The following is a 24,030-nucleotide window of genomic DNA, read 5'->3' as shown; positions in this document are numbered from 1 at the left end:
GCCTGGCGGGCGCGGACGGGACGCGGGGCGCGGTTCATGGCTGCACCTCCGTGCCGGCGGCGGGACTCGGGGCGGTCGCCCTCGGGTCCACGATCGGGCGCTGGTTCGCCGAGTCGGTGCCCTGCTGCGGGCTGCGCGGCGGCTTGCTTTCAAAGCGCAGCGGCGATTGGCCCGGTTCGGTTTCCGGCGCGCGGATCTCGCCCTGGGTGCGCCGCGCCTTGACCTGCTCGATCACCGGGTTGGAGCAGCTGCCCTCGATGAAGTCGGCGCGATGCAGCTCGCCGTTCTTGAGGTCGATGAACAGGCTGTCGGCGTCACCCAGGTTGCGGTTGCTGCTGGTGGTCAGGCGCGAGCCGACCGGCAGCGTGGACGCGTCGACCTTCAGCGTGTGGCTCTTCGGCGGCAGGCCGCAGTAGCTGTACTTGCCTTCCGAATCGCTGATCAGCCAGGTGCCGTCCTCGAAGTACATGCGCACGCCGGGGATGCCCAGTTCTTCCTTGTCCTGCACGTGGTTGACGTTGCAGTCCACGAAGATCTTGCCGAGCACGCAACCCTCGTCGGCGAATACGCCGCCGCTGACGATCACGCGGTACTCGGCCGGGTTCGACGGCACCGTACCGCCATCCGGGTACGGCGCCAGCGTGTTGGGATCCACGCAGCCGCCGGTGATGGAACAGCCCCAGGCGCGCGCGCGGTTGATGCCGTCGCCCTGCTGGCTGCCCACGCCCACGCGGACGCGGTAGCTCAGCACCTTCTGCGCGCCCACCGCCAGCGAACCGACGTCGAACACCAGGGTGGGACCGGGCTTGCCGAGCGGATCGGCGATGCCGTGGCCATCGACGCGGGCGGTGCCGGCGATGAAGGTGAAACCGTGCGGCAGGCGGTCGACCACGTTCACCGTGCCCAGCGCCGCGCCGGCGGTCTGGCGGATGGTGATCGTGTAGACCAGGCTGTCGCCCACTTCCACGGTCTTGCGATCGCCGGTCTTGGTGATGACCAGGCCCGGCGCGACCTGCGGATCCAGCGGGATGTGGTTGTGCACCGGCGCGGCCACGCCCGAACCCAGATTGACTTCCAGGTAGTAGGTGGTGCCGCTGCCCACCGGCGCGGTCGGCGCGGTCGCGTTGCGCTGCACCGGATAGCCCACACCCGGCGTGGACGGCGGCGTCAGCGGCGCGGTTTCCGCCGGAATCATGCCGGACTGGAAGGTGTAGCCGGCCGGCGGCGTTACCGAGATCTGGAACCGGCAGGACGCCGGCGCCGAGGGCGCGAACAGGAACTGGTAGAAGCCTTCCGCACCCACCGTCATCGAGACGCGGTTGCCGTCCACGCTGTAGCCACCGCCCGCGGCGTTGAGCAGATGCGCTTCCGGCGAGTAGCCGGCGCACACGCCCACCGGCGTCAGCGTCACGCGGGAACCCGGCACCGGACTGCGGGTGACGGCGTCATAGACCACGCCGCCCGGATTCAGCGGCAGGCTCTGCTGCGGCAGGTTGGCGCCCGCCGCCAGCACCACCGACAGCTGGGTGGTGCCACCGTTGCTGGTACGGCAGGAACTGGCGGTGCCGTTGGCGATCGCGGTATCGGTGGCGCACGCCGCCGGCGGACCGCCCGCGGTTTCGCCGCTCACCGGCCAACCCCAGATCACGCCCGAGGACGGATCCCGGAAGCGGATCGACAGCGGCGTGCCGGGCACCAGATCCGGCACCGAGTAGCTGCCGTCGGCCGCGGTGTTGGTGGTCGCGACGACGCGACCGTCGGCATCGACCACTTCGACGATCCAGCCGGACAGGCGACGGTCGCCGCCATCGAGCAGGCCGAAGTCGGCGCCCTGGTCGAACCACACCGTGCCGGATACCGACGCGGCCAACTGCACCGGGGTCGGCAGGCGGCAGGCGTTCTGGGTGATCGCCGGATCGCACAGCGGCAGGTCGCCCGGATTGCCTTCGAACGCGTTGCGCTCCTGCGGAGTCGGCGCGCGGTATTCGTTCTCGCCGCCGCCCTCGACCATCACCGCGTTGTCCACCGGCGATGCGTTGGCGGCCGTCGCCGCCACCCGCACGCGCGCGGTGATGGCGTCGGTCAGGGTCGCGCCTGGCACGATGATCGTGCTGGCCACGCAGCGGAAGCGACTGTCGCCGGCCGCGCCGGTGCAGACCCAGCCGTTGCCGGTCGGCGTTTCCGCCAGGGTCAGGCCCGCCGGCAGGCGATCCTGGACCACGTAGTCGCCGCTGCTGGGCTGCTGGCCGATGTTGCGCACGCGCAGCACGTAGGTGCCGATGTTGTTGACGGTGAAGGTCGCCGGGGTGGCGGTCTTGCTGACCACCAGGTCCGGCGAATCGCCGATCTCGCCGAAGTTGTTTTCCACCGACTCGCCGCCGGTCGGCAGCACGATGCCGCTGACCGCCGACGGCACGGTCTCCACCGGCGTGGCGGTGCCGACGCGGCTGCCGTCGATGTTGCCGGCGCTGGTGATGCCGTTGAGGGTATGCGGCGGCTGGACGGGCTCGGTCACCGTGTAGGTGCCCGGGCGCAGATCGTCGAAGCGGTAGCGTCCCTCGGCGTCGGTGGTGACCGTGCGCTGGACCGTCTCGCCCAGATCGTTGGTGCCGGTCAGCACCACGTCGACATTGGCGATGCCCGGTTCATTGGCATCGATCACGCCGTCGTTGTCGGCGTCGTTGTAGACGCGACCGGCGATCGAACCGGCCGGAATCTCGCCGAAGTCGTTGCCGGACACGTCCTGGGCCACGCCCACGGTGATGCCGCTGATGACCGACGGCGCGGTGGTCGGCGCGGTGGCGTTGCCACCGCCGGTACCGGCCACGGTGATGCCGTTGAGCGTGCCCTGCGGCTGCTCCGGTTCGGTGACGGTGTAGGTGCCCGGCGGCAGTTCGGTGAACGCGTAGCTGCCGTCCGGTTGCGTGGTGACCTCGCGGGTCACGCTGTTGCCGGCCAGATCGGTGCCCTGCAGGCGGATGGTCACGCCGCCGATGCCCTGCTCCGTCGGGTCGATGACGCCGTCGTTGTCGTTGTCGCGCCAGACCCGCCCGCGCAGGCTGCTGTTGAGCGGAATCTCGGCGAACAGGTTGTCGACCGAACTGGCGCCCGGAGTGGTCAGATCGATGGTGCCGACGGCGCTGGGCGTGGTGGTGATCGGCGTCGCGGTGCCGGACGGCGTGCCACCCACGTTGCCCGCGGTGGTCTGGCCGTTGCTGGTGCCGGCCGGCTGCTGCGGCTCGGTCACCGTATAGGTGCCCGGGCGCAGGCCGTCGAAACGGAAATCGCCGTTGGCGTCGGTGGTGGTGGTCAGGTTGACCGTCGCGCCGGTGTCGTCGGTGCCGGTCAGCTGGATCGTCACCCCGTCGATGCCGGTCTCGCCGGCGCCGGACTGCACGCCGTCGTTGTTGCCGTCGAAGAACACCCGGCCGGACACCGCCACGCCGAGGATCTCGCCGAAGTCGTTGCGCTGCGAATGGCCACCGGCGGGCAGCACCAGATTGTTCACCGCGCTGGGCACGGTGCCGGTCGTGGTCGCGGTACCGGTGGCGACGCCGCCGACGTTGCCGGCCAAGGTGGTGCCGTTGAGGGTGGTGACGCCGCCGACCACCGGCTGCGCCAGCTGTTCGGTGACGGTGTAGGTCCCCGCCGGCAGATCGATGAAGCGATAGTCGCCGTTGGCGTCGGTGATCGCCTGGGTCACCGGGTTGCCCAGCACGTCCAGGGTGCCGGCCGGCAGCGTGACCACGACGCCGGCGATGCCCGGTTCACCCGCATCGCGCACGCCGTCGTTGTCGGCGTCCAGCCAGACGCTGCCGCTGATGGTGGCGGCCAGTTCGCCGAAGTTGTTGTTGCTGGAGCCGGTCGGCGGCAACTGGGTGATGTTGATGACGTTGCCGGTGTTTTCCTGGCCATTGGCCAGGCCGCCGGGCTGCTGCTCGGTGACGCGGTAGTTCTGTCCGGCGATGGCGTCCGGATACAGATAGCCGCCGTTGGCGTCGGTGGTCAGGGTCTCGCGGGTATCGTCGCCGTTGCCGAACACGCCGTCCGGGCCGGCGCCCTCGATGACGATCTGCACGCCCGGCAGGCCGGGTTCGCCGCCGTCCTGGGTGCCGTCGTCGTCGCGATCCAGGTACACCCGGCCGCTGATCGCCGCGGTGGCCAGTTCACCGAAGTTGAACTGGATGCCGTTGCCGGTCAGCACAATCTCCTCGATGGTGTCGGTGCCGTCGCCGGAAGCGGCGGTGCGTCCCGCGCAACCCGCGCAGGGCGCGCCGCCGACGGTGCCCGGATTGATCGCCAGCGGCTGGTTGCGGTAACCGTTCGGCAGCGGTTCGCGCACGGCGTACCGGCGCGCCGGGCTCAGGCCGGTGAACTGGTAGCTGCCGTCAGCCGCGGTGGTGGTGGTGGCCTCGACCACATAAGCCGAACTCCCCGCGTCCCAGACCAGCAACTGGACCGTGGCGCCCGGAATCGGCGCATCGCTGCCCGCGTCGCGCACGTTGTTGTTGTTGAGATCGACGTAGACGAAACCGGACAGCGAGAACAGGCGCGGCTCCGGGAAATCGAACTCCACGCCGTTGCCGCCGCTGTCCAGGACGATGCCGGAGATCACGCTGTTGCCGGCGGTGTTGCTGGTCGCGTAGTCGGCGCCGGCGGGAGCGACCCCGGTGCTGGTGCCGTTGCGTTGCGGGCGGGGTCGGTTGGGCTGCGGCAGGCCGTTGTCGTAACCGGCCGGCTGGGTCTGGGTGATGGTGTAGCCCGCGGCGTCGGCCGGGGCCAGACCGGTGAACTGGTAGTCGCCGGCGGCATTCGTGGTGACCGAGCGATTGACCGGATTGCCATAGCGATCCGTGCCGGTCAGCACCAGGGTGACGCCGGTGATGCCTTGATCGGCGCCGGCGCCGGTGCCGTCCTGATCGCCGTTGTCGTTGCGATCCAGGAACACGCGGCCACCGATGCGCGCGTTGCGCACCTGCACTTCCGAACTGCCGTTGTTGTTGGCCGGATTGCCGTCGATCGACACGTCGCCGCCGTCCGCGTCCTTGCCCGGCTGGACCTGCGCCTCGTTGGTGCGGTTGGTGTCGAAGGGCGCCGCCGCGGAACCGTCATAGACGCCCGGCACGGCCCGCGCGTACAGGCGCACCGTGACCGTATTGCCCGCGCCGCCCGGGAACTGGCCGCCGAAGTCGCAGGTGATCTGCTGGCGCTGCGCGGGTGCGGTGACGCTGGTCACCCCGTTGGAGATGAAGCAGACGTTGTCGCTGCCCGCCGCCGGCACCGAGGCGGAGACCGCCAGCGGACTAGACAGCGTCGCCGCGCCATTGGCAACCGCGACGGGCGCCTGCGCGCCGCCGGACAGCCACTCGAAGCCGCTGGGCAACATGTCGACCAGGCGCATCTTCTCGACCGTGGCCGCGCCGTTGTTGCGCAGGACGATGCTGTATTCGATCGGCTGGGCGACGTCCACCGGCGACGGCGTCACCGTGGTCTTGCTGACCAGTTCCAGATCCGCGGCCGGGAAGATCGTGCTGTTGACCGAGGCGATGTTGTTGCCGGCCTGGGTGACGTCGTCGGTGCAGCGACCGGAACTTTCGTAGGTGTTGGTCTCGTCGGCGCACACGTAGGCGCGGTTGCCGAACACCACCGGACCGGTGGCGGTGCCGTTCAAGGTCATGACCACTTCGAAGTTCACTTCCTGGCCCGCGTCCAGGAAGCTGTCGGCCGGGGTCGCGCCCAGCCGGCAGACGACGTTGGCGTTGGCCGCGGACTGGCTGCACTGCACCGGCTTGTTGACCAGCGAGTAGCCGGCGCTGGCCGGCGCGGCATTGACGTTGGCCGCGTTGCCGCTCTGCTGGAGGGTGAAGCCCGCCGGCACCGTCAGGATGTCGGTCATCTCCACTTCCTCGGCGCGCGAGGGACCGGCGTTGCGGATGCTGAAGCGGTAGCGCAGCGGGTCGTCCAAGGTGAAGCGGGTCTGCCCGGCCGGATACACCGCCACCTTGCCCTGCTGCAGATCGATGGCCGGCACGGTCACGTCGAAGGTGGCCGTCTTGCTGTTGTTGGAGCGCGCGGCGGCGTCGTTGCAGGCGCCGGACAGCTGCACCGGCGTGGTCGAGGTCTCGGTGCGGTACTCGCAGTAGGCCGGATTGAGCGCCACGCTGGCCGTGTTGGTGGCGTTCGAATACAGCACGCTGCCGGAGGCGCCGGACAGGTTGCCGGGCTTCTTGATGCGCGCGCGGATGGTGATCGTGTGGGTTTCGTACCGCGCCACGACGCCGTCGTTCGTACAGGAGATCGCGCCGGTCGCGTAGTTGCTGGCCGAGCAGTTCATCGCGGCGTTCGCCGTCGTCACCTCGACGATCTCGTAGGCCGGATCGGTCAGGGTCGGCGTGCCGGTGGACAGGTTGTCGGTGACGGTGAGCCCGCCGACCGGGATCGGATCCGGTCCCAGGTTCTGCGCGGTGAGGGTGAAACTCATCACCTGCCCCACCGCCGGCGTCGTCGGATTCGCGACCTTGGTGGTCAGCGCGACGTCCATGCGCGGCGTCACCACGACGCGGGCGTCGTCCTGCAGGGTGCCGCTGAGGATGGCGTTGGGCGAGGTCAGCGTCGCGGTGTTGTCCTGGTTGCCGCTGCCCACCGGGCGCATCACCGCCAACCTCACGACGATGGTCTCGCCCGCCGGCACGTTGCTGAACGTGCAGGCCAGGTTGGGATTGCCCGCGGCGAGCGTGGCCGGGCAACTGCCGGTCGCGCCGCCCGTGACGCTGGTCGTGATCGACACCGCCGGCGTGCGATGCGCCGGGGCCGGCGCGCCGGGACTGTTGAAGTTGATGATGCCGGGCAGGTTGTCGACCAGTCGCAGGGTCGGAATCGTCTGCTGCGACGGGTTCACTGCGGTGGTCGGGGTGGTGATGGTGATGCGCCAGTACAGGGTGTCGGCGTCGCCCGCCAGGGTGGGACCGTCGCCGACTGCGTCGAACCAGGCCGAGCCGTTGACCGAGGATTCCTTGACCACGTTGACCACGGCGCTGCCGCTGATGATCGGTGTGGCGTTCAAGCCGTTGCCGGCGTCCGCGCAATCATTGCCGGTGCGTCCGCCATCGGCGGGACTCGGGCCGGCGCTGGCGCCCAGGCCCAGCGCATCCAATGCGCGCGTGCCGGTGCAGGCGCGGTTGCTCAGCTCGATGGGCGTGCTGCCCAGCGCGCCCACGGTGGTGCGGAACCGCACCTGCGTGCTGTCGCTGCGCGCCAGTACGCCATCCGCCGTGGTCTGGCATTCGATCCGGGTCGTGCGGTTGCTGTCGCCGACGAATGCCGGCGGCGTGACACCCGTTGTCGCCGAGCATGTCCAGCCCGCGGTGAGCGCCGTGACCAGCCCGCCCGCCACTTCCTCCGGTCGCGCGTAGTCGACCACGCGCAGCGGGCTGGCGACCGTGTAGGTGGCATCGTGCGTGCTGCCACTGTCGTTGGTCACCGTCACCGTCGTGGTGATGGTGTCGCCCGGCGCGATCGGACCGCTGCCGGGATTCTTCGCCTTGGTGGCGCGCAGATCGGCGAAGGGCTCGGCGACCTGGAACGGCAGCAGCACGCTGTTGTTGCCGAGATTGGCGTCGCCCATGCCGGCGGGCGGATCGACCACGACCGGGAACTGGCCGTCGGTGGCGCTGGTCGGCATGGTCAACGGCAGCGTGAACGGCTGCGAGCCGTTCACCGCCACCGTGCCGGTGGTGCAGGTCACCCGGGTGCCGGTGTAGGTGTTGCCGCCCACCGTCAGCGACTGGCCGGCCTGCGCGGTGCAGCCGGCCGGCAAGGTGCCGATGACGAATTCGGCCGGAATGATCGTGCTCACGGTACCGCCGGTCGAGGACTGCGGTCCGTTGTTGCGGAAACGGATCACCAGGTTCTGGGTCGCGCCGGTCGCCTGGTAGCTCGCCGGGAAGGTGCCCTGCGCCTGGATGTCGGTGCCCGGCACCGCGGTATAGGGCACGTTGGCGCTGTTGTTGCCGCTGTCGGTGTCCAGGTAACTGGCGTTGGCCGAAGCGATCGACGCTTCGTTGGTGAACGAACCGTTGGTGCCCTGGGTGCCGATCACGGTGATCGTGCTGGCTCCCAGGGCGGCGATCGTGAAGGGACCGCTGTAGGTGCAGGTCAGCCGGCGCGTGCTGTTGGCGTTGGCGACCGAGTTGCAGGTGGGCGTCAGCGGACCGGAGAAGGTCCGGTTGGTGAGATTGAAGTCGGTGCTGGTGCCCGGCAGGTTGTCGGTGACGATGATCGACGCGCCCGCGGGCACATCGGTGCCGCTGCTGATGCCGGGAGTGAGCTGGAACTGCACCTGGCTGCCCGATACCACCGGACCGGCCGCGGGCGTGGTGCGGGTCTTGCCCACCCGCAGATCGCCGCTGTTGCGCACTTCCGCCGACACCGTCGCCGGCGGCGGCGCGGTACCGGTGGCGGTCAGGTTGAAGCCGCCGACGGCCTGTCCGCGTACCTGGAAGGTGATCGTGCCGCTGGCGCCCGTGGTGCCGTTCGGCACCGCGCACACCAGGTTGGGGGCGGTGTAGGTGCAGCCGGCCGGCAGGCTGGCCGGTTCCACCGCGAGCTGGCTGGGAATCAGGATGCTGATGGTGTCGCCGGTCGTGTTCGACGTGCGCGACCAGTGAACGTCGATATCGGCGGTCATGCCCAGGCCGATATCCGGCGGCGACTCGACCGAAGTGGCGACCACCGCGGCCTGCGCCAGCGGTGCGAACAGCAGCGTCGTCAGCAACGCGCCCCAACGGGAAACACATGTCGCACGGCCCGCTGATTTCCGGTTCCGATGCTCCGCACAAAACCCAGCCGCCAGCGACACGCCGCCGGCGTTCGCCTTCTCGTCCTGCTTGTACACGCGTTTCCCCTGTTCCGTTTCGCCGCGTGGGGGCGGCGGTTCCGCCATCGCGAACGGATGCCGCCGCATCGCGCCGGGACGGCCGCAACGGACGACTTGATTCGGATGGTGTTGGCCCACCGATGGCCGGTGGTGCCGGACGGCGCGTGTGAAAAGCATGTGCACGCCGACAGGCGCGCGCAGTCTAGTTTGTGACTAGTATCACCTCAATAACACAACATCACGCACACTTTCGCTGACTCTCGAAGCCTCTCGCCCAGTGCGCGGAACCCGTCAGCCGTTCTCCCCGAGCCACAGGTAACCATTGCCGCGAACGGCCCGCATCGGCAGTTCGCGACCGGTCTGTTTCTTCACCCGCGTGCGCAGGCGATGCAGCAGCACCTCCAGCCGATGCGGATCGAATGCGGCGGGATCGTCGGTGAGCGCCTGGATCAGCGTGTCGCGCTGGATGGTCTGCCCGGGCTGGGCCAGCAGTGGCTGCAGGAACGCGCGTTCCCCTTCGGCCAGCACCAGTTCCACGCCGTCGGGCGTGCGCAGCTTCCAGCCGCCGGAGGTCAGCGACCACGCCGGCACCGGCTCCGAAGGGGCGACCGCGCGGCGCGTCATCGACATTCGGCGCCACAGGCTGTCGATGCCAGCGGCGAGCACGTCCATGTCCAGTGGCTTGACCAGATAGAGATCCGCGCCGGTGCTCAGGCCGCGGGCCATGTCGTCGGCGCCGCCGCGCGCGGTCAGCATCAGGATGCCGACCGAAGCGATCTGCCGCAGGTGGCGCGCCACCGCATAACCATCCTCGCCGGGCAACACCACATCCAGGATCACGATGTCGCAGCGGTGCACCGCCAGATGGCGGTAAAGCGCCTCGGCGTTGGCGAAACCCACGGTCTCGAAACCGCGATCGGCCAGTTCGGTCACGATCAGTTCGCGGAGTTCGTCGTCGTCTTCCGTCACCGCGATGCGGGCGGACATCAAAGGGGCGTCGAGCATGGATTCAAGCGGGTGGGATGCCTGGTCGTGTAATCCGTGTTGCGCCCGCAGCATATCGGATTCATGGTGGAAACGGTTACCCGTTGCCGGACCCGACACCGGGCTCCGCTGCATTGGTGATCAATGCTCACATTGACTCACTTAAACTCTCCCGGTGCATGTCCCCTCCCCGGCCGGCGCCCTGGTCCCTGAAAGAAGAAAGCCCGTCCTGTGGACGGGCTTTCCATGCGGCTCGCGATGTCGCCGCGACTCAATCCTTCCAGGTCTTCCGGATCGGATGGGCCTCGGTGTTGAACACCACCGCGTCGAAGTCCAGCGCGGTCTTCGGCGCGAACAGCAGGTAGTAGTACTTGAAGGTTTCGGCGAACAGGAAGCTCTCCATCGAATCGCTCTTCTCCTTGCTGCGCACATCCTTCAGCGCGGCGAAGCCGTGTTCGGTACGGGTGTTGCTGACGAAATCCTCGAAGAACTCCTTGCCCATGCCGCGATAACGCGCATCGCCGGTGAAGTGATGCAGGTAGTAGGCCGACTCGACGATCTCCGGACGCAGCGGATAGCCCGGCGAGGTCACTTCCATCTTCGCGTAGTCGATGGCTTCCGGTTCGATGCCATGCAGGCGCCACATCTTCAGGCCCGACTCCTGCAAGCGCTTGGCGCGTTCCAGATCGCCGCCGAACGCCAGCAGGCCGGGCATGAACGCATCCAATGCGCCATAGGTGGTCTGGGTGCGCTTGCCGGTGTTCATGTCGGCGTAGCCGTACCACAGCTCGCCTTCGCGCACCTCGTCGGCCAGGTACTGGTTGACCGGTCCGATGCTCTCGTCCCACATGCGCTTGCAGTCGGCGTCGCCGAACAGTTTCCAGCACTTGAACAGGTACTCGTAGTACGAGTCGATGCCGCCGGCGATATGGCTGGTCGGGTTGGTCCACTCGCCGGTCTCGATGTTGATGTTGAGGCCGACCAGGCCGATCCTGGAGCGGCGGTTGAAGGTCTCCACCAGCGCCCGCTTGGCCTTGTCGTAATAGACCGGATTGCCGGTCAGCTTGCTCAGCGCGCCGAACTCGATCAGCAGGGTGCCGGTCTCGGCCGGATTGCTGATGGTGCCGCGGACCTTGCCGGTGCGCAGATTGACGTGGGTGTACGGCAGGCCGGTCTTGCTGTCGAACACCGGCAGCAGGCGCTTGCCCAGATCCTCGGCCAGCTTGAGCAGGCGCTCGTCGCCGCTGAGCTGGTAACCGGAGATCAGGCCGCCCAGCAGGCGGATGGTGATCTCGAAGTTCTGCACGTACATGTCGTGATCGAACGAGAGCCGGCTGGCGATCAGTTCGCGTGCTTCCGCCGCTTCCTTGTCCAGGCCGAGCAGGATCAGGGTATCCAGCGCGTCCACCGGCGACATCAGCAGCGACGTCTCGTACCAGTCGCGCGGCTGGCCGCTGATGGGTTTCAGATCGTCGTGGCCCTTGGCGAACTGCATGTAGCCCTGCCAGGCGTGCCGGGTTTCCGCCTTGACCTGTTCGGCCAGGCGCGCGGCCTCGGCATCGTCCACCACCGGGACCGCCGTCGGCGCGGCCGCCCGGGTCGTGGCGGGGGTCCCGGTCTTGGCGGCCGTGGCGACCTCGGTTGCCGGCTTCTGGCTGCAGGCGGCGCCGGCCACCAGGGTCAACGCCATCACCACCGCGCCGGCCAGGCGCTGGCCACGCAGGGCGCGACGCGGGGAACTCGTCGGAATCATGTCGTCGTGCATGGGAACTCCTCTTTGCGGAAAACGATCAGGGCGCCGGCGCGGACATCGCGTCGGCCAGGGATTGCAGGGTCAGGGCCTTGCGCAGCGCGTCCGCGTCGGCACGGGAACGCACCTGCAGGGTCACCGCTTCGCCGGGCAGCAGATCCAGCGCGTTGTCGGACAGCGTCGCGTCCAGATCGCCGAAGTCCAGCCACAGGGCGCGCACGAACACCGGCGAACGCAGGGTCAGGCGATAGCCGTCACCGCTCGCCGCCAGGTCGGTCTGGATGCGCGGCGCCGGCAGTCGCAGCTGCCTGGGCGCGGTGAAGTAGACCAGTCCGCGTGACACGGCTTGGCCACCGGTGACGAGGTCGAAGACCGCGACGGTGCGCGCGGGATCCGCGCCGCCCAGCAGGTCGGCGTCGGTGAACTCGCCGGCCGGCGTCGCGGCCAGGGCCGCGAGGGCGGCGGGCCGGCGTTGTTCCTTCAGCACACGCCCGTCGAAATCCATCACCCGCAGGCGCCATTCGGCGTCGGTCGACGTGGTCCGATCGGACAGCAGCGACAGGCGGGTCACGCCATCCTTGCGCAGCGCCGCCACCGCCAGCGGGGCGAAGAACCGGCGCGCGTGGAAGTTCAGCGGCTTCCAGCGACCGTAAAAGTCCACGCTCGACCACGACGCGCCCGGCCATACGTCGTTGAGCTGCCAATACAGCGAACCCATCGTGTACGGGCGCGAGGCGCGGTGATGCAACGCGGCCAGTTCGATGCCGTCGGCCTGCATCACCCGGCTCAGATAGACGAAGCCGGCGAAGTCGCGCGGCTTGCCGTACTCGCGCTCGACGTACAGCGACAGGCGGGTATTGCCCTCACCCGCCAGAAATTTCTGGTGCGCCTTGATCACCGGGCTGTCGACCGCCTGCTCTTCCGGCTTGGCGAAGCTGGCGATGGTGCGCGGCTCCGGCCACGCCTGCAGGCCGAACTCGGACATGAAGCGCGGGGTTTCGTCCAGGTAGGCCTGCACCGGTTTGGATCCGGCCCAGACATCCCAGTAGTGCTTGTCGCCCTTGCGCGAGTCGTTGGCCTTCTCGTCCAGATCGTTGCTGGGCGAACTGGACCAGTACGGCACGCCCAGGCCCTGTTCGCTCACCACCTGGCGCAGATCCTGGCCGAACAGCGCCACGTAACCCTGCCAGACCTTGTCGGCGAACACCGGATCCGCGGCGACCAGCTGCTTGCGGTGGCCCCAGTCCTTCCAGGCGGTCTCTTCCTCGTTGTTGCCGCACCACAGGACGATGCTGGGGTGATGGCGCAGCCGGCGGATGTTGTCGCGCGCCTCGGCCACGACGTTGGCGCGGAACGCCGGATCGTAGCCGGGCTGCATGCCGCCGCCGAACATGAAGTCCTGCCACACCAGCAGGCCGAGCTCGTCGGCGATCTCGAAAAAGACATCGTCCTCGTAGTAGCCGCCGCCCCAGTTGCGCAGCATATTCATGTTGGCGTCGCGCGCGGCGGTGAGCGCAACGCGCAGGCGCTTCTCGTCGGCGCGCGGCGGAAACGCATCGAACGGAATGACGTTCGCGCCCTTGCCGAACACCGGCACGCCGTTGATCACGAAGGCGAAGCCCTGGCCCTGCCCGTCCGCATCGACATCACGCTTCAGCTCGACCGTGCGCAGGCCGGTGCGGCGCTCGCCGCGCGCCTGGCCGCCCTTGGCCTTGACCGTGGCGCGGAAGGTGTAGCGCGCCTGTTCGCCGTAGCCGACCGGCCACCAGCGGCGCGGCTTGGGCAGGCTCACGTCCACCGTGACCGGCTGCACGCCGGCGGTGAGCGCGGCCTTGCGGCGCAGTACATCGACCCGGCGGCCTTCCGGATCCAGCACTTCGATTTCCACCTCCGCCGGCGCGGCGCGCGCGGCGTCCACCTCCACCAGCACCGCCAGCCGCGCCTGGTTTTCGTCCAGCGCGTCGGTGCGCACGGCCAGATCGGTGATGCGCAGCGCGTCCCAGCTTTCCAGCCGGATCGGCCGCCAGATGCCGGCGGTCACGTAGCGTGGACCCCAGTCCCAGCCGAAGTGGTAACCGGGCTTGCGCACGAAGTTGCCGACCATCGCGTCCTTCGGCTCGTCGCCATAGGGCGAGGGATAGTTGCCGGCGATCTTGTGCGGCATCGCCTGCACCTTCGGCAGCAGCGTGCGGATGGGCGAGCGGAACACCACCCGCAGTTCGTTGCCGCTGGCTTTCAACCGTCCATCCACGCGTACCCGCCAGGTGCGATGGCTGTTGTCGGCCTTCAGCAGCGGCTGGCCGTTGAGTTCCACCTCGGCGAAGGTATCCAGGCCCTCGAACACCAGCTCCGCGTGCGGCCGCGCCAGGGTGGCCGCGTCGACGTCGAACCGACCCAGGTACTCCCAATCGGCCAGGCCGATCCATTGCAGTCCGGCTTCCGGCGCGCCGACATAGGGATCCGGAATCCGCCCGTTGGCGAACAGATCGGTATGGACGGTGCCGGGCACGCGGGCCTTCGCCCATTCGCCGGCCTGCGGGTGCGCGGCGGCCTGGGCGTCACCGGGCAACAGGCGGAAACGCCAGTCGGCGCCGACCGCCTGCGACTGCGCGGCGGGCTGCGCCATCGCCGTGCCCGCCATCAACAGCCAGCAGGCGCAGACGGCGGCGCGCAGCCAGGCGGGAACGGCGGCGGCAACAATATGGGTGCTCATGGGTTCATTCCTCCTCGTCGGCACGCGCCGTTCCGGCATGCGGCGGGACGTGCGTGGCCAGATCCTGCGCGATTCCCGCGTCAATGCCGCAGTTGCGTCGCGTCCAGCGGTTGCAGCGGCGCATCGCCCTTCGCCCAGCTCAGGCCGAGGCCGATATCGCCCGAGCGCTGGTAGAAGTCCAGTCGCAGCCGATGCCAGCCCGCGCGCAGCGGCGCGCTGCCTTCCACCGGCTGGTCGTAGGTTTCGTTGCGCACGATGGCCTCGTCGTCGATGTACAGCGCCGAGGCATCGTCGGCCTGCGCGCGGAAACGGTACAGACCGTCCTCGGGCACGTGCAGCCAGCCTTCGAACCGCAGGCCGAAATGTTCGTGACGGCCATAGCCGCGCCAATCGAAGGACTTCGCGCTGCCGCTGCGGACCGGCGCCGTGGCTTCCATTTCAGCGAAGCGATCGAAGGTGCCTTCGTAGTAGCGATACGCAACTCCGCTCTCGCGGGCGTTGGCCGGCTCGGGCTGCGCGGGCTGGTAGCGGCGGTTGCGCAGCGTCGCCCGGTGGATGCCGCTCTCGCGTCCGTCGGCGGTGATCGTCAGCGTACGCACCGTGACCGCGCCATCGGCCGGCACGGTGACGCTGACCGGTCCGCCCGCCAGCGGCGAGGCGGTGGTCGGAACGCTGCCGTCCAGCGTGTAGTGGATGCGGCTGTCGGGCACGCGCGGGCGCAGATCCAGGGTGTAGCGGTCCTGCTCCACCGCCATGTCGTCGCGCAGGCCCCACGGCGCCGGGATGCGGAAATCGACGCCGGCTTTGGCCAGGCGCGGATACTGGCCGGACAGGCGCCGGTCGAACGCCTCGAACTCGCGCAGCGCCTGCGGCGTCCACGCGACCTCGGCCAGCGCCAGCAGGCGCGGAAACACCATGTACTCGAGCACTTCCTCGCGCGGAATGCGCTCGGTCCAGACGTTGGCCTGCACGCCGAGGATGTGGTGGCGCTTGCCGGCTTCCAGTTCGGCCGGCACCGGATCGTAGGCGTAGACCGTTTCGATGGGCAGTTCGCCGCCCTTCTGCCACAGCTCGCCGTCCTTCGGTCCCTGGCCGTAGTCGAAGTAGCAGCAGCGGGTCGGGGTCATGATCACGTCGTTGCCGTGGCGCGCGGCGGCGATGCCCCCGGCCTCGCCACGCCACGACATCACGGTGGCGTCGGGCGCCAGCCCGCCTTCGAGGATTTCGTCCCAGCCGATCAGGCGCTTGCCGCGCGAGTGCAGGAAGCGCTCCATCCGGCGGATGAACCAGCTCTGCAGTTCGTGTTCGTCCTTCAGGCCTTCGCGACGGATGACCTCCTGCGCCGCCGCGCTCTGCTGCCAGCGCGTCTTCGGCGCCTCGTCGCCGCCGATGTGGACATACGGCGCGGGAAACAATGGGATGACTTCATCCAGCACGTTCTCCAGGAACGTGAAGGTCGGCTCGGTCGGGCAGAAGATGTCGTCGAACACGCCCCAGGTGGTTCCGGTCTCGAACGGACCGGGCGTGCAGCCCAGCTCCGGATATGCGGCGAGCGCCGCCAGCGCGTGGCCGGGCATCTCGATCTCCGGAATCACCGTGATGTGCAGCTTCGCCGCGTAGGCGACCACCTCGCGCACCTCGTCCTGGGTGTAGAAGCCGCCGTAGGGCTTGCCGTCGCCGTCGGTTTCCCTGCGCTGCCCGCCGACTTCGGTCAGGCGCGGGTAACGCTTGATCTCGATGCGCCAGCCCTGGTCGTCGGTGAGATGCCAGTGGAAGCGGTTGAGCTTGTAGTGCGCCATCCGATCCAGCATCTGCTTGATCAGGGCGACCGGGAACTGGTGGCGGGCCACGTCCAGGTGCATGCCGCGATAGGCGAAGCGCGGTGCGTCCTCGATGTGTTGCGCTTGCAGTTCAAGCCGCTGCGCGCGCTCGATGGGCAGCAGTTGCATCAGCGTCTGCATGCCGTAGAACTGGCCGGCGGCATCGCCGCGCAGGGTCACGCCCTTCGGCTGCACATGCAGCGTGTAGGCCTCCGTCGCGGCGCCCTTGCCCGCGGGCGCCAGCCGCACCACGTCGGCCGCGCTTGCCGCGGCGCCATCGCAGGCCCGCAGCGTCCAGCCCTGTTGCTCGCGCAACCACGCGTTGAACCGATCGGCGTTGGCCTGGGAGGCCTTGCCGTCCGCGCACAACCGGGTGGCGGGCGACAGCACGAAGGTGCCGGCTTCCGGTTTGACCGATGCCGGCAGCGGCACCAGCGAAGGTGCCGACGCCTGCGCGTTCGCGAATCCCGATGCCAGCAGCAACAGGCCCGCCGCCCACCCACCTTGCATCGATCCAAATCTTGACGCGTGTATTCCGTGCAAAGCCCTTCCCTCCTCGCTCGGTGTGTGGCGCCCCGGCTCAGCCGCGCGGGCGCACCACGTTCAGTACCTCATGACAGGCACCCATGGTGTGGTAATCCGTCTTGCCGGCCGGACTCTTCTCGTCGCTGTACTTGCGGTTGTCCGCATCCAAGATGCGATACCACGCGCCGTAGCGATGATCGACGAAATGCTTCCACGAGTAATCCCACAGGCGGTCGTACCACTGCCAGTAGGACGCGTCGCCGGTGCGCTGCGCCAGCAATGCCGCGGCGGCCAGCGACTCGGCCTGCACCCAGAAATACTTGTCGTCGTCGCACACCGTCCCGTCCGGCGCGAAACCGTAGTACAGGCCGCCGCGCGTCTGGTCCCAGGAACGCGCCGCCGCGACATCGAACAGATGGCGCGCGGTCGGCACCAGCCAGTCGGCCTCGACATGCCGATCCAGGATCATCAGCAGCTTGGCCCACTCGGTCTGGTGGCCCGGCTGGAAACCCCAGGGGCGGAACAGGTGCTTGGGATTGTCGCGGTTGTAGTCCCAGTCGATGTTCCACCGGGTGTCGTAGTGTTCCCACACCAGCCCGTCGGCCTTGGCGGCCTGGCGGCGGGTCATGTTGTCGGCCAGTTGCAGGGCGCGCTCGACGTAGCGACGCTCGCCGGTCGCCTCGAATGCCGCCAGCATCGCCTCGCACATATGCATGTTGGCGTTCTGGCCGCGGTAACCGGTGAAGTTCCACCGCGCGTCGGCCTCGTCCTTGTACAGTCCGAACTCCGGTTCCCAGAAGCGCTGTTCCAGCAGGTTCCAGGTTTCGTCCATCCAGCCGCGAGCTTCCTCGACACCCGCTTTGACACCGCAGGAGTACGCCAGCAGCACGAACGCCACGCCGTAGCAGTGGTTCATGTCGTCTTCGACCACGCCGTCGCGCAGCGTCCACGCATAGCCGCCGGTAGCCGGGTTGCGGTGCACCTCGCGCAGATAGCGCAGGCCGTGCTTCACCGCGTCCAGGTACTCCGGGTTGCCGAACTCGCGGAACGCCATCGCGTAATTGAAGACGAAGCGGGTGCTGCTGACCAGGTGGCGATGGCCGGCGTCATAGACGCTGCCGTCGTCGCGGAAGTAGTGGAAGAAGCCGCCGGCGGGATCGATGGCGCGCGGATGGTAGAAGGCCATGGTCTGCGCGATGTGTTCGCGCAGGAACGCGGGCGAACGGAAATCCGGTGCGGGGTCAGGCGTGCTCATGTTGGTCCTGCAGCAGTTGTTGGACTTCGGCCAGGGTCGGCATGGCGGCGAAGGCGCCCTTGCGGGTCACCGCCAGCGCGCCGACCGCGGCGCCGAAGCGGAGGGTGTCCTCGATGGCGGCGCGATCACGGCAGAACGCGGCGAACCCCGCGCCGTCCCCGCCCCGTTCGCCCAGCCGGAACAGCAGGCCGCCGACGAAGGCATCGCCCGCCGCGGTGGTGTCGCGGGTTTCCACCCGGAAACTGGTCACCTGTCCGGACGCCTCGCGGGTGAACCAGCGGATCGGCGCGGCGCCGTCGGTGACGATCAGCAACTGCGCCTGGCCTTCGAACAGGCGCTCGCGCACCCGGGCCTCGCCTTCGGCGCCGCCACCGAACGGCCGCGCCAGATAGTCGAGTTCCTCCTGCGACAGCTTCACCAGATCGGCATTGACCAGCGCCTCCCACAGGCGCGGTGCCGGGTCCACGTTGGCCGGCCACAGCGCGGGACGCAGGTTCAGATCCAGGCTGACCACCGCGCCGGCGGCGCGTGCGCGCAACATGCCGTTGAAGGTGGTCTCGGCGATGGTCGGTTCGGTCAGGCTGTTGGAACAGACGTGGAAACTGCCGGTGCCGTGGAAGCAGTTCGGCTGGAAGTGCTCGGTGCGGAACAGCAGATCCGCCGCCGGCGGACGGTAGAAACTGAAGCTGCGCTCGCCGGTCGCGTCGAGCGCGACGAAGGCCAATGCGGTCTTGGCTTCGCCGGTGCGGACGATGCAGTCGGTGGCCACGCCGGCCGATTCCAGGCTCTCGCGCAGGAAGTCGCCGAACATGTCTTCACCCAGCATGCCGGCGAAATGGGTGTCCGCGCCCAGCCGCGCCGCGGCCACCGCCACGTTGGCCGGCGCGCCGCCGGCGTACTGCAGGAACGCGCGCGGAGTGTCCGGCGTGGCCGGCGGCTGCGCGAGTAGATCGATCAAAACCTCGCCGAAACAGACGATCTTCGACATTTTGGCCTTACGCTCCCTTGACCGCCGAGGCGCTCGGGCGCGAACCCGAGAGGCCATAGAAAATGATGTAGCCGTAGCAGAGCAGCGGCAGGATGAAGGCATGATGCAGACCGATGCTGTCCGCCAACACACCCTGCAGGTACGGAATGATCGCGCCGCCGACGATGGCCATGATCAGCAGGCTCGACGCCTTGCCGGTCAACGGACCCAGGCGTTCGATGCCCAGCGCGAAGATGGTCGGGAACATGATCGAATTGAACAGGCCCGTGGCGACCACGCTATACACCGCGACTTGGCCTTCCGTCAGCATGGTCATCGCCAGCAGCACCACGTTCACCGCCGCGAAGATCGCCAGCAGCTTGCGCGGCGAGAACTTGACCATGATGGCCGAGCCGGCGAAGCGGCCAATCATGGCCATCGTCCAGTAAGCCGACACATAGTGCGTGGCTTCCTGCTCGGTGAAGCCGCCGATGTTCGGCATCGACAGGTAATTGACCAGGAAGCTGCCGATCGCAACTTCGGCGCCCACGTAGAAGAAAATGCCAAGCACGCCGAACAGCACATGGCGATGGCGCAGTGCCTCGCCCAGCGTGTGCTTGACCGGATCCGCCTGCTCGGTGGTCTCGGTCAGCGCCGGCAGGCGGAACAGGAACACGAACACCGCCAGCAGGAACAGCGCGATGCCCAGGCCGACGTACGGGCCCTGCACCGCCTGCGCTTCCTGGGCACGATAGGCCAACTGCTCGGCCGCCGGCAGCGCCGCGATCTGATCGGCGCTCTTCACCGTGTTGCCCAGGATGAGCAGGCCGCCGAAGATCGGTGCGATGGCCGTCCCCAACGAATTCAGCGCCTGCGCCAGCGTCAGTCGGCTGGAGCTGGTCTGCTCAGGTCCCAGCAGCGCGACGTAGGGATTGGCCGCCACCTGCAGCACGGTGATACCCGTGGCCAGCACGAACAGCGCGCCGAGGAAGGCCTCGTAGATGCGCAGTTCGGCCGCCGGCCAGAAGCCCAGCGCGCCGATCCCGGCGATCACCAGGCCCGCCACGATGCCCTTCTTGTAACCCAGGTGCGCGACCAGTCGACCCGCCGGCAGCGACATCAGGAAGTACGCGCCGAAGAAGGTGAACTGCACGAGCATCGCGCGCGCGTAGTTCAACTCGAACACCGCCTTCAGGTGCGGGATCAGGATGTCGTTGAGGCAGGTCAGGAAGCCCCACATGAAGAAGATCGTGGTGACCACGGCCAGGGCTACGCGGGTGTTGACCACGGGGGCGCCGGCGGAGGTCTGGGGCTGGGGTGTCGGAGCAAAGGCCATGCGGGGCTCGCCTCAGGGTGCGGTTGGTGCGGAGAAGAAGCAGGAAGAAATCACGGGCGCGGCGCCCCGCTGCTTTCGCGGATGCGCAGCTCCACCGACGCGGTGGTGCGCTGCGGCGGCGCTTCGGGTTCGCCGAGACGGCGCAGCAGCAGTTCGGCGGCCTGCCGGCCGCGCTCGCGCGGATTCACCGCCAGCGTGGTCAGCGGCGGCGTGGTCACCGCGGCCTCGGAAATATCGTCGAAACCGGTGATCGCGAAATCGCGTCCCGGATGGATGCCGCGCGAGGCCAGGCCCAGCATCAGGCCCAGGGCGACGGTGTCGTTGTAGCAGACGGCTGCGGTCGGGGCCGGTTCGCGCGCGAACAGCTCGCCGGTGCGGGATGCCGCTTCCAGGCGATTGGGCGCCGATTCGATCATGCGGTCGTCTTCGACCTCCAGGCCGGCTTCCTCCAGTGCCTGCGCGTAGCCCGCGCGACGCTGACGGCACGAGGACGAATCGGCGTGGCCGCCAAAGAACGCGATGCGCTTGTGACCGAGCTCGATCAGATGGCGGGTCGCCATGTAGGCGCCGCGCTGGTTGTCCAGGGCCAGGAAATCCCAGTCCGCGCCGTCCAGCTCGCGGTTGAACAGCAGCACGTTGCCGTGCGCGCCGAGCACTTGCCGCAGCTGCGCGCTGTCGCTGCCTTCGGCCGGCGACAGGATCAGGCCCGCGGGCATGTGCTCCATCAGCGTGGACAGCACGGCCTGCTGGCGTTCGGGCGATTCGGCGGTGCTGCCCAGCAGTGTCACGTAGCCGCGCGCGCCGAGCGCCTCGTCCACTCCGGCCGCGAATTCGGCGAAGAACGGGTTGGACAGATCATTGATGACCAGCGCGACGCTGGAGGAGGTCTGCCGGCGCAGATTGGCCGCGCCGCGGTTGTAGACATAGCGCTGGCGCCGCAGTTCGGCCTCGACCCGCGCGCGGGTATCGGCATGCACCAGCGGACTGCCGCGCAGGACCAGCGACACCGTCGCGCGCGAAACCCCGATCGCATTGGCGATGTCGGTGACCGTGACCGCCCGGCGGCCGGTCGTCTTGCGGCCGGTCCCTGCACGGGCGCCCTTCCCTGTCGCGGTGGCTTTGTCTTTCATCTGTTCGTAACGTCCCGGGAAGCCGCAAGCCTAAACGATCACGCGGGGGAAAATGCCATGCCGGCCGCCGGACCGGTGGGAGAGAGCGCCGGGGAGGCGGACATGGCGCAACTCACTGGCCTCCCGCCGACGACACCGCGCAGAACGATGCCGGCAGATCGCCCGCGCGGGTGCCCCAGCCGGTGGTCGGCGCGGTTTCCGTCAGCGCGTACTCGATGCGGCCTCCCCGCTGCAGGCGATTCCAGTCCAGCCAGACCGGCGCATGCGCCTGTCCGTCCACGCGCACGCCATCCACGTACTGCAGCGTGCGGCCGTCGGCGCCGGGCGCGTCGATGCGCAGCGTGCGGCCCTGCCCCAGATCCATCTCGACCCGGCTGAAACGCGGCGCGTGCAGCAGGAACTGGCCGGTACCGGGCACGGCCGGATACAGGCCCATCGCGCTGAACAGGTACCAGGCCGACATGGTGCCGAGGTCATCGTTGCCGGTGACGCCGTTGGGCGCGTTGGTGAACAGCTGCTGGGCCGCGCGCAGCACGGTGGTGGTCTTCCACGGCTGGCCGATCAGCGTGTACATCCACGGCGTGTGCAGGTCGGGTTCGTTGTTGGGGTTGTAGCGGTACTGGTTGTAGTAGCTGTACGGGCCAACCACCCACTCCTTGCGGGCCGCGTGCAGCGGATCCTTCACCAGCGCGTCGTAGGCGAAGAACATGTCCAGGCGCTTGCCGGTCTGCTCGACGCCATGCATCGCCTCGACCAGGCCCGGCACGTCCTGCTGCGCCAGCCACTGGTACTGCCAGGCGGTGCCTTCGTGGAAACCATGGTGCGAGCGCGGGCTGTAGTGGCCATCGGCCGGCACGTACCAGCTGCCGTCCTCCATGCGCGGGCGCGGGAAGCCTTCAAAGCCCGCCTCCTCGTCGCGCACGCCGGCATCCCACACCTTGCGCCAGTTGCGGCCGCGCTCGCGCAGTACCGCCACGTCCTGGCCCAGTCCCAGGCCGTCGGCCATCTGCGCCAGCGAACAATCGGCCAGCGCGTATTCCAGCGTGGCCGAACCGCCGTGATGCGGATCCACGTCCATGCCCTTGGACGGCCAGGCGCGGTCGTACTGGACGAAGCCGTTGGCCAGATAGCTCGCGTTGCCCGAACGGCCGGCGTGTCGCGAATTGGTCGGCGGCATCTCGAACGCGTTCTGGCGCAGCGCCGCGTAGGCCTGCTTCTCCACGCCCTTGAGCGCACCGAAGCGCCACAGGTCGACCATGAACGGGGTGACCGGATCGCCGGTCATCACGTTGGTCTCGAAATTGGCGTAGCCCCAGCGCGGCAGCCAGCCGCCCTGTTCGTGGATCGCCAGCAGCGAACGGCCGATGTCGCGCGCGCGTTCCGGGCGCAGCATCGCCAGCAGCTGGTTCTGCGAACGGTAGGTGTCCCACAGCGAGAAGTACTCGTAGTAGGTCCAGCCGTCGGCGCGGTGGATCTGCTCGTCGTAGCCGCGATAGCGGCCATCGGCGTCGCTGCCGGTCAGCGGCTGCAGCAGCGCGTGGTACAGCGCGGTGTAGAACACCGTGCGATCGTCCTGGTTGCCGCCCTGCACGCGCACGCTGGCCAGTTCCTTGCGCCAGGTGTCCTGCGCCTGCTTGCGCATCTGCTCGAAGCCGAGCAGCTTGCCGCCACGCATGCCGTCGCTGCGCAGGTTGTTGCGCGCGCCCTCGGCGTCGACGTGCGAGATCGCGCTGATCGCGGTGACCGCCTTGCCCTTCGTCGTGTCGAAACTCAGCCAGGCGCCGTTGGGCTTGGCCTCGCCTTCCATGCTGTGGCGCGCGCCCGGCAGGCCGCCGGCCTCGCCCCAGGTGCCGAACGCCTTGAACGGACGATCGAACTCGATGCGGAACCAGGTGGTGTACTGGTGGCCGCCGCAGAAGCTGCGGGTGACCAGCTTGCCTTCCACCACGCGGTCGCCGACCACGTCGATGGTGCTGCCGATCACCGAATGGCGCTCGTTGGCCTGGGCCACGTTGACCAGCACGTGGCCTTCGCTGGCGTTGGCGGAGAAGGTGTAGCGCTCGGCCGCCGCGCGGGTCAGCGCGGTCGCCTCCGCGTCGATGCCGCCGTAGTCGAGCAGGCGCACCTTGTAGTAACCGGCCTGCCCCACTTCACCGTCATGGCTGTAGCGGGAGGCGTAGGTCTTGTGGTTGAAACGCTTGGGATCCTGGGTGTCGAAATCGCCACCCGGCCCGATCGTGCCGGTGACCGGCAGGACCGAGACCTGGCCGCCCTGCTCCCAGCAACCGGCGCCGGACAGGAACGAGTGGCCGAAGCCGCGGATCTTGGGATCGTCGTAACGCCAGCCCGAGTAATGCTCGCCGATGGGGCTGACCTGGATCAGGCCGAACGGCGCCGAAGCGCCCGGGAAAGTGTTGCCGTCGTCCTTGCTGCCGATGAAGGTGTTCACCTCGCGCACCGGATCCACGGCGGGCGCCGCCTGGACCAGGGGAGCCGCCAGCGCCAGCAGGCCCGCGAAGGCCAGCGCTGCGGTGCGGAAACGCGGGGAAGTCGGTACTCGGGACGTCGGTGTCATGCGGTCTGATTACCTGTATGCGTGCGGTCGTCGCGACCGCGGGTTGAAGCTTCCTGGAGTCCGGACGGCATCGCCCTGGGGGATGCCGCCGGATTGTATG

The 24,030-nt window shown here is 68.7% G+C and carries 10 protein-coding genes; all 10 read right to left on the bottom strand.

What is annotated here, in order from left to right; genetic code table 11:
* Positions 1-34 precede the first annotated feature (34 nt).
* The 10 genes from ACTHN1_RS14620 to ACTHN1_RS14575 all read right to left on the bottom strand — a co-directional run bounded on the left by ACTHN1_RS14620 (position 35) and on the right by ACTHN1_RS14575 (position 23,930).
* The gene (locus ACTHN1_RS14620; RefSeq protein ID WP_440471662.1) at positions 35-8,773 is read right to left on the bottom strand and encodes an SdrD B-like domain-containing protein; all 8,739 of its coding nucleotides are present in this window, start codon (positions 8,771-8,773) and stop codon (positions 35-37) included.
* 393 nt (positions 8,774-9,166) lie between these two features.
* A complete protein-coding gene (locus ACTHN1_RS14615; protein ID WP_440471661.1) occupies positions 9,167-9,862 on the bottom strand; it encodes a response regulator transcription factor in 696 nt (231 codons plus the stop codon).
* Positions 9,863-10,130: 268 nt separating this feature from the next.
* Positions 10,131-11,624: a glycoside hydrolase family 47 protein gene (locus ACTHN1_RS14610; protein ID WP_440471660.1), complete on the bottom strand. Its 1,494-nt coding sequence runs from the start codon at positions 11,622-11,624 to the stop codon at positions 10,131-10,133.
* A gap of 25 nt (positions 11,625-11,649) precedes the next feature.
* The gene (locus ACTHN1_RS14605) at positions 11,650-14,322 is read right to left on the bottom strand and encodes a beta-mannosidase (RefSeq protein ID WP_440471659.1); all 2,673 of its coding nucleotides are present in this window, start codon (positions 14,320-14,322) and stop codon (positions 11,650-11,652) included.
* A gap of 80 nt (positions 14,323-14,402) precedes the next feature.
* Entirely contained in the window at positions 14,403-16,652 is a 2,250-nt protein-coding gene (locus ACTHN1_RS14600; RefSeq protein WP_440471658.1) for a family 20 glycosylhydrolase, read from the bottom strand.
* 70 nt (positions 16,653-16,722) lie between these two features.
* Complete coding sequence (locus ACTHN1_RS14595; protein WP_440471657.1) at positions 16,723-17,922, bottom strand: AGE family epimerase/isomerase; 1,200 nt, start codon at positions 17,920-17,922, stop codon at positions 16,723-16,725.
* Positions 17,909-18,910: a carbohydrate kinase family protein gene (locus ACTHN1_RS14590; RefSeq protein ID WP_440471656.1), complete on the bottom strand. Its 1,002-nt coding sequence runs from the start codon at positions 18,908-18,910 to the stop codon at positions 17,909-17,911. The genes ACTHN1_RS14595 and ACTHN1_RS14590 overlap by 14 nt, the downstream gene beginning before the upstream one ends.
* A 7-nt stretch (positions 18,911-18,917) precedes the next feature.
* On the bottom strand, positions 18,918-20,225 hold the full coding sequence (gene fucP, locus ACTHN1_RS14585; protein WP_440471655.1) for an L-fucose:H+ symporter permease: 1,308 nt from the start codon (positions 20,223-20,225) through the stop codon (positions 18,918-18,920).
* A 50-nt stretch (positions 20,226-20,275) separates the two neighbouring features.
* Positions 20,276-21,355, bottom strand: coding sequence for a LacI family DNA-binding transcriptional regulator (locus ACTHN1_RS14580; RefSeq protein WP_440471654.1), 1,080 nt, complete (start codon positions 21,353-21,355; stop codon positions 20,276-20,278).
* Positions 21,356-21,467: 112 nt separating this feature from the next.
* Positions 21,468-23,930, bottom strand: coding sequence for a GH92 family glycosyl hydrolase (locus ACTHN1_RS14575; RefSeq protein WP_440471653.1), 2,463 nt, complete (start codon positions 23,928-23,930; stop codon positions 21,468-21,470).
* Positions 23,931-24,030: the final 100 nt, after the last annotated feature.

Source organism: Pseudoxanthomonas sp. (assembly GCF_051953815.1).
Classification (GTDB): Bacteria; Pseudomonadota; Gammaproteobacteria; order Xanthomonadales; family Xanthomonadaceae; genus Pseudoxanthomonas_A.
The sequence above is the reverse complement of the archived record's forward strand: the minus strand, read 5'-3'. Positions and strand labels throughout refer to the sequence as shown.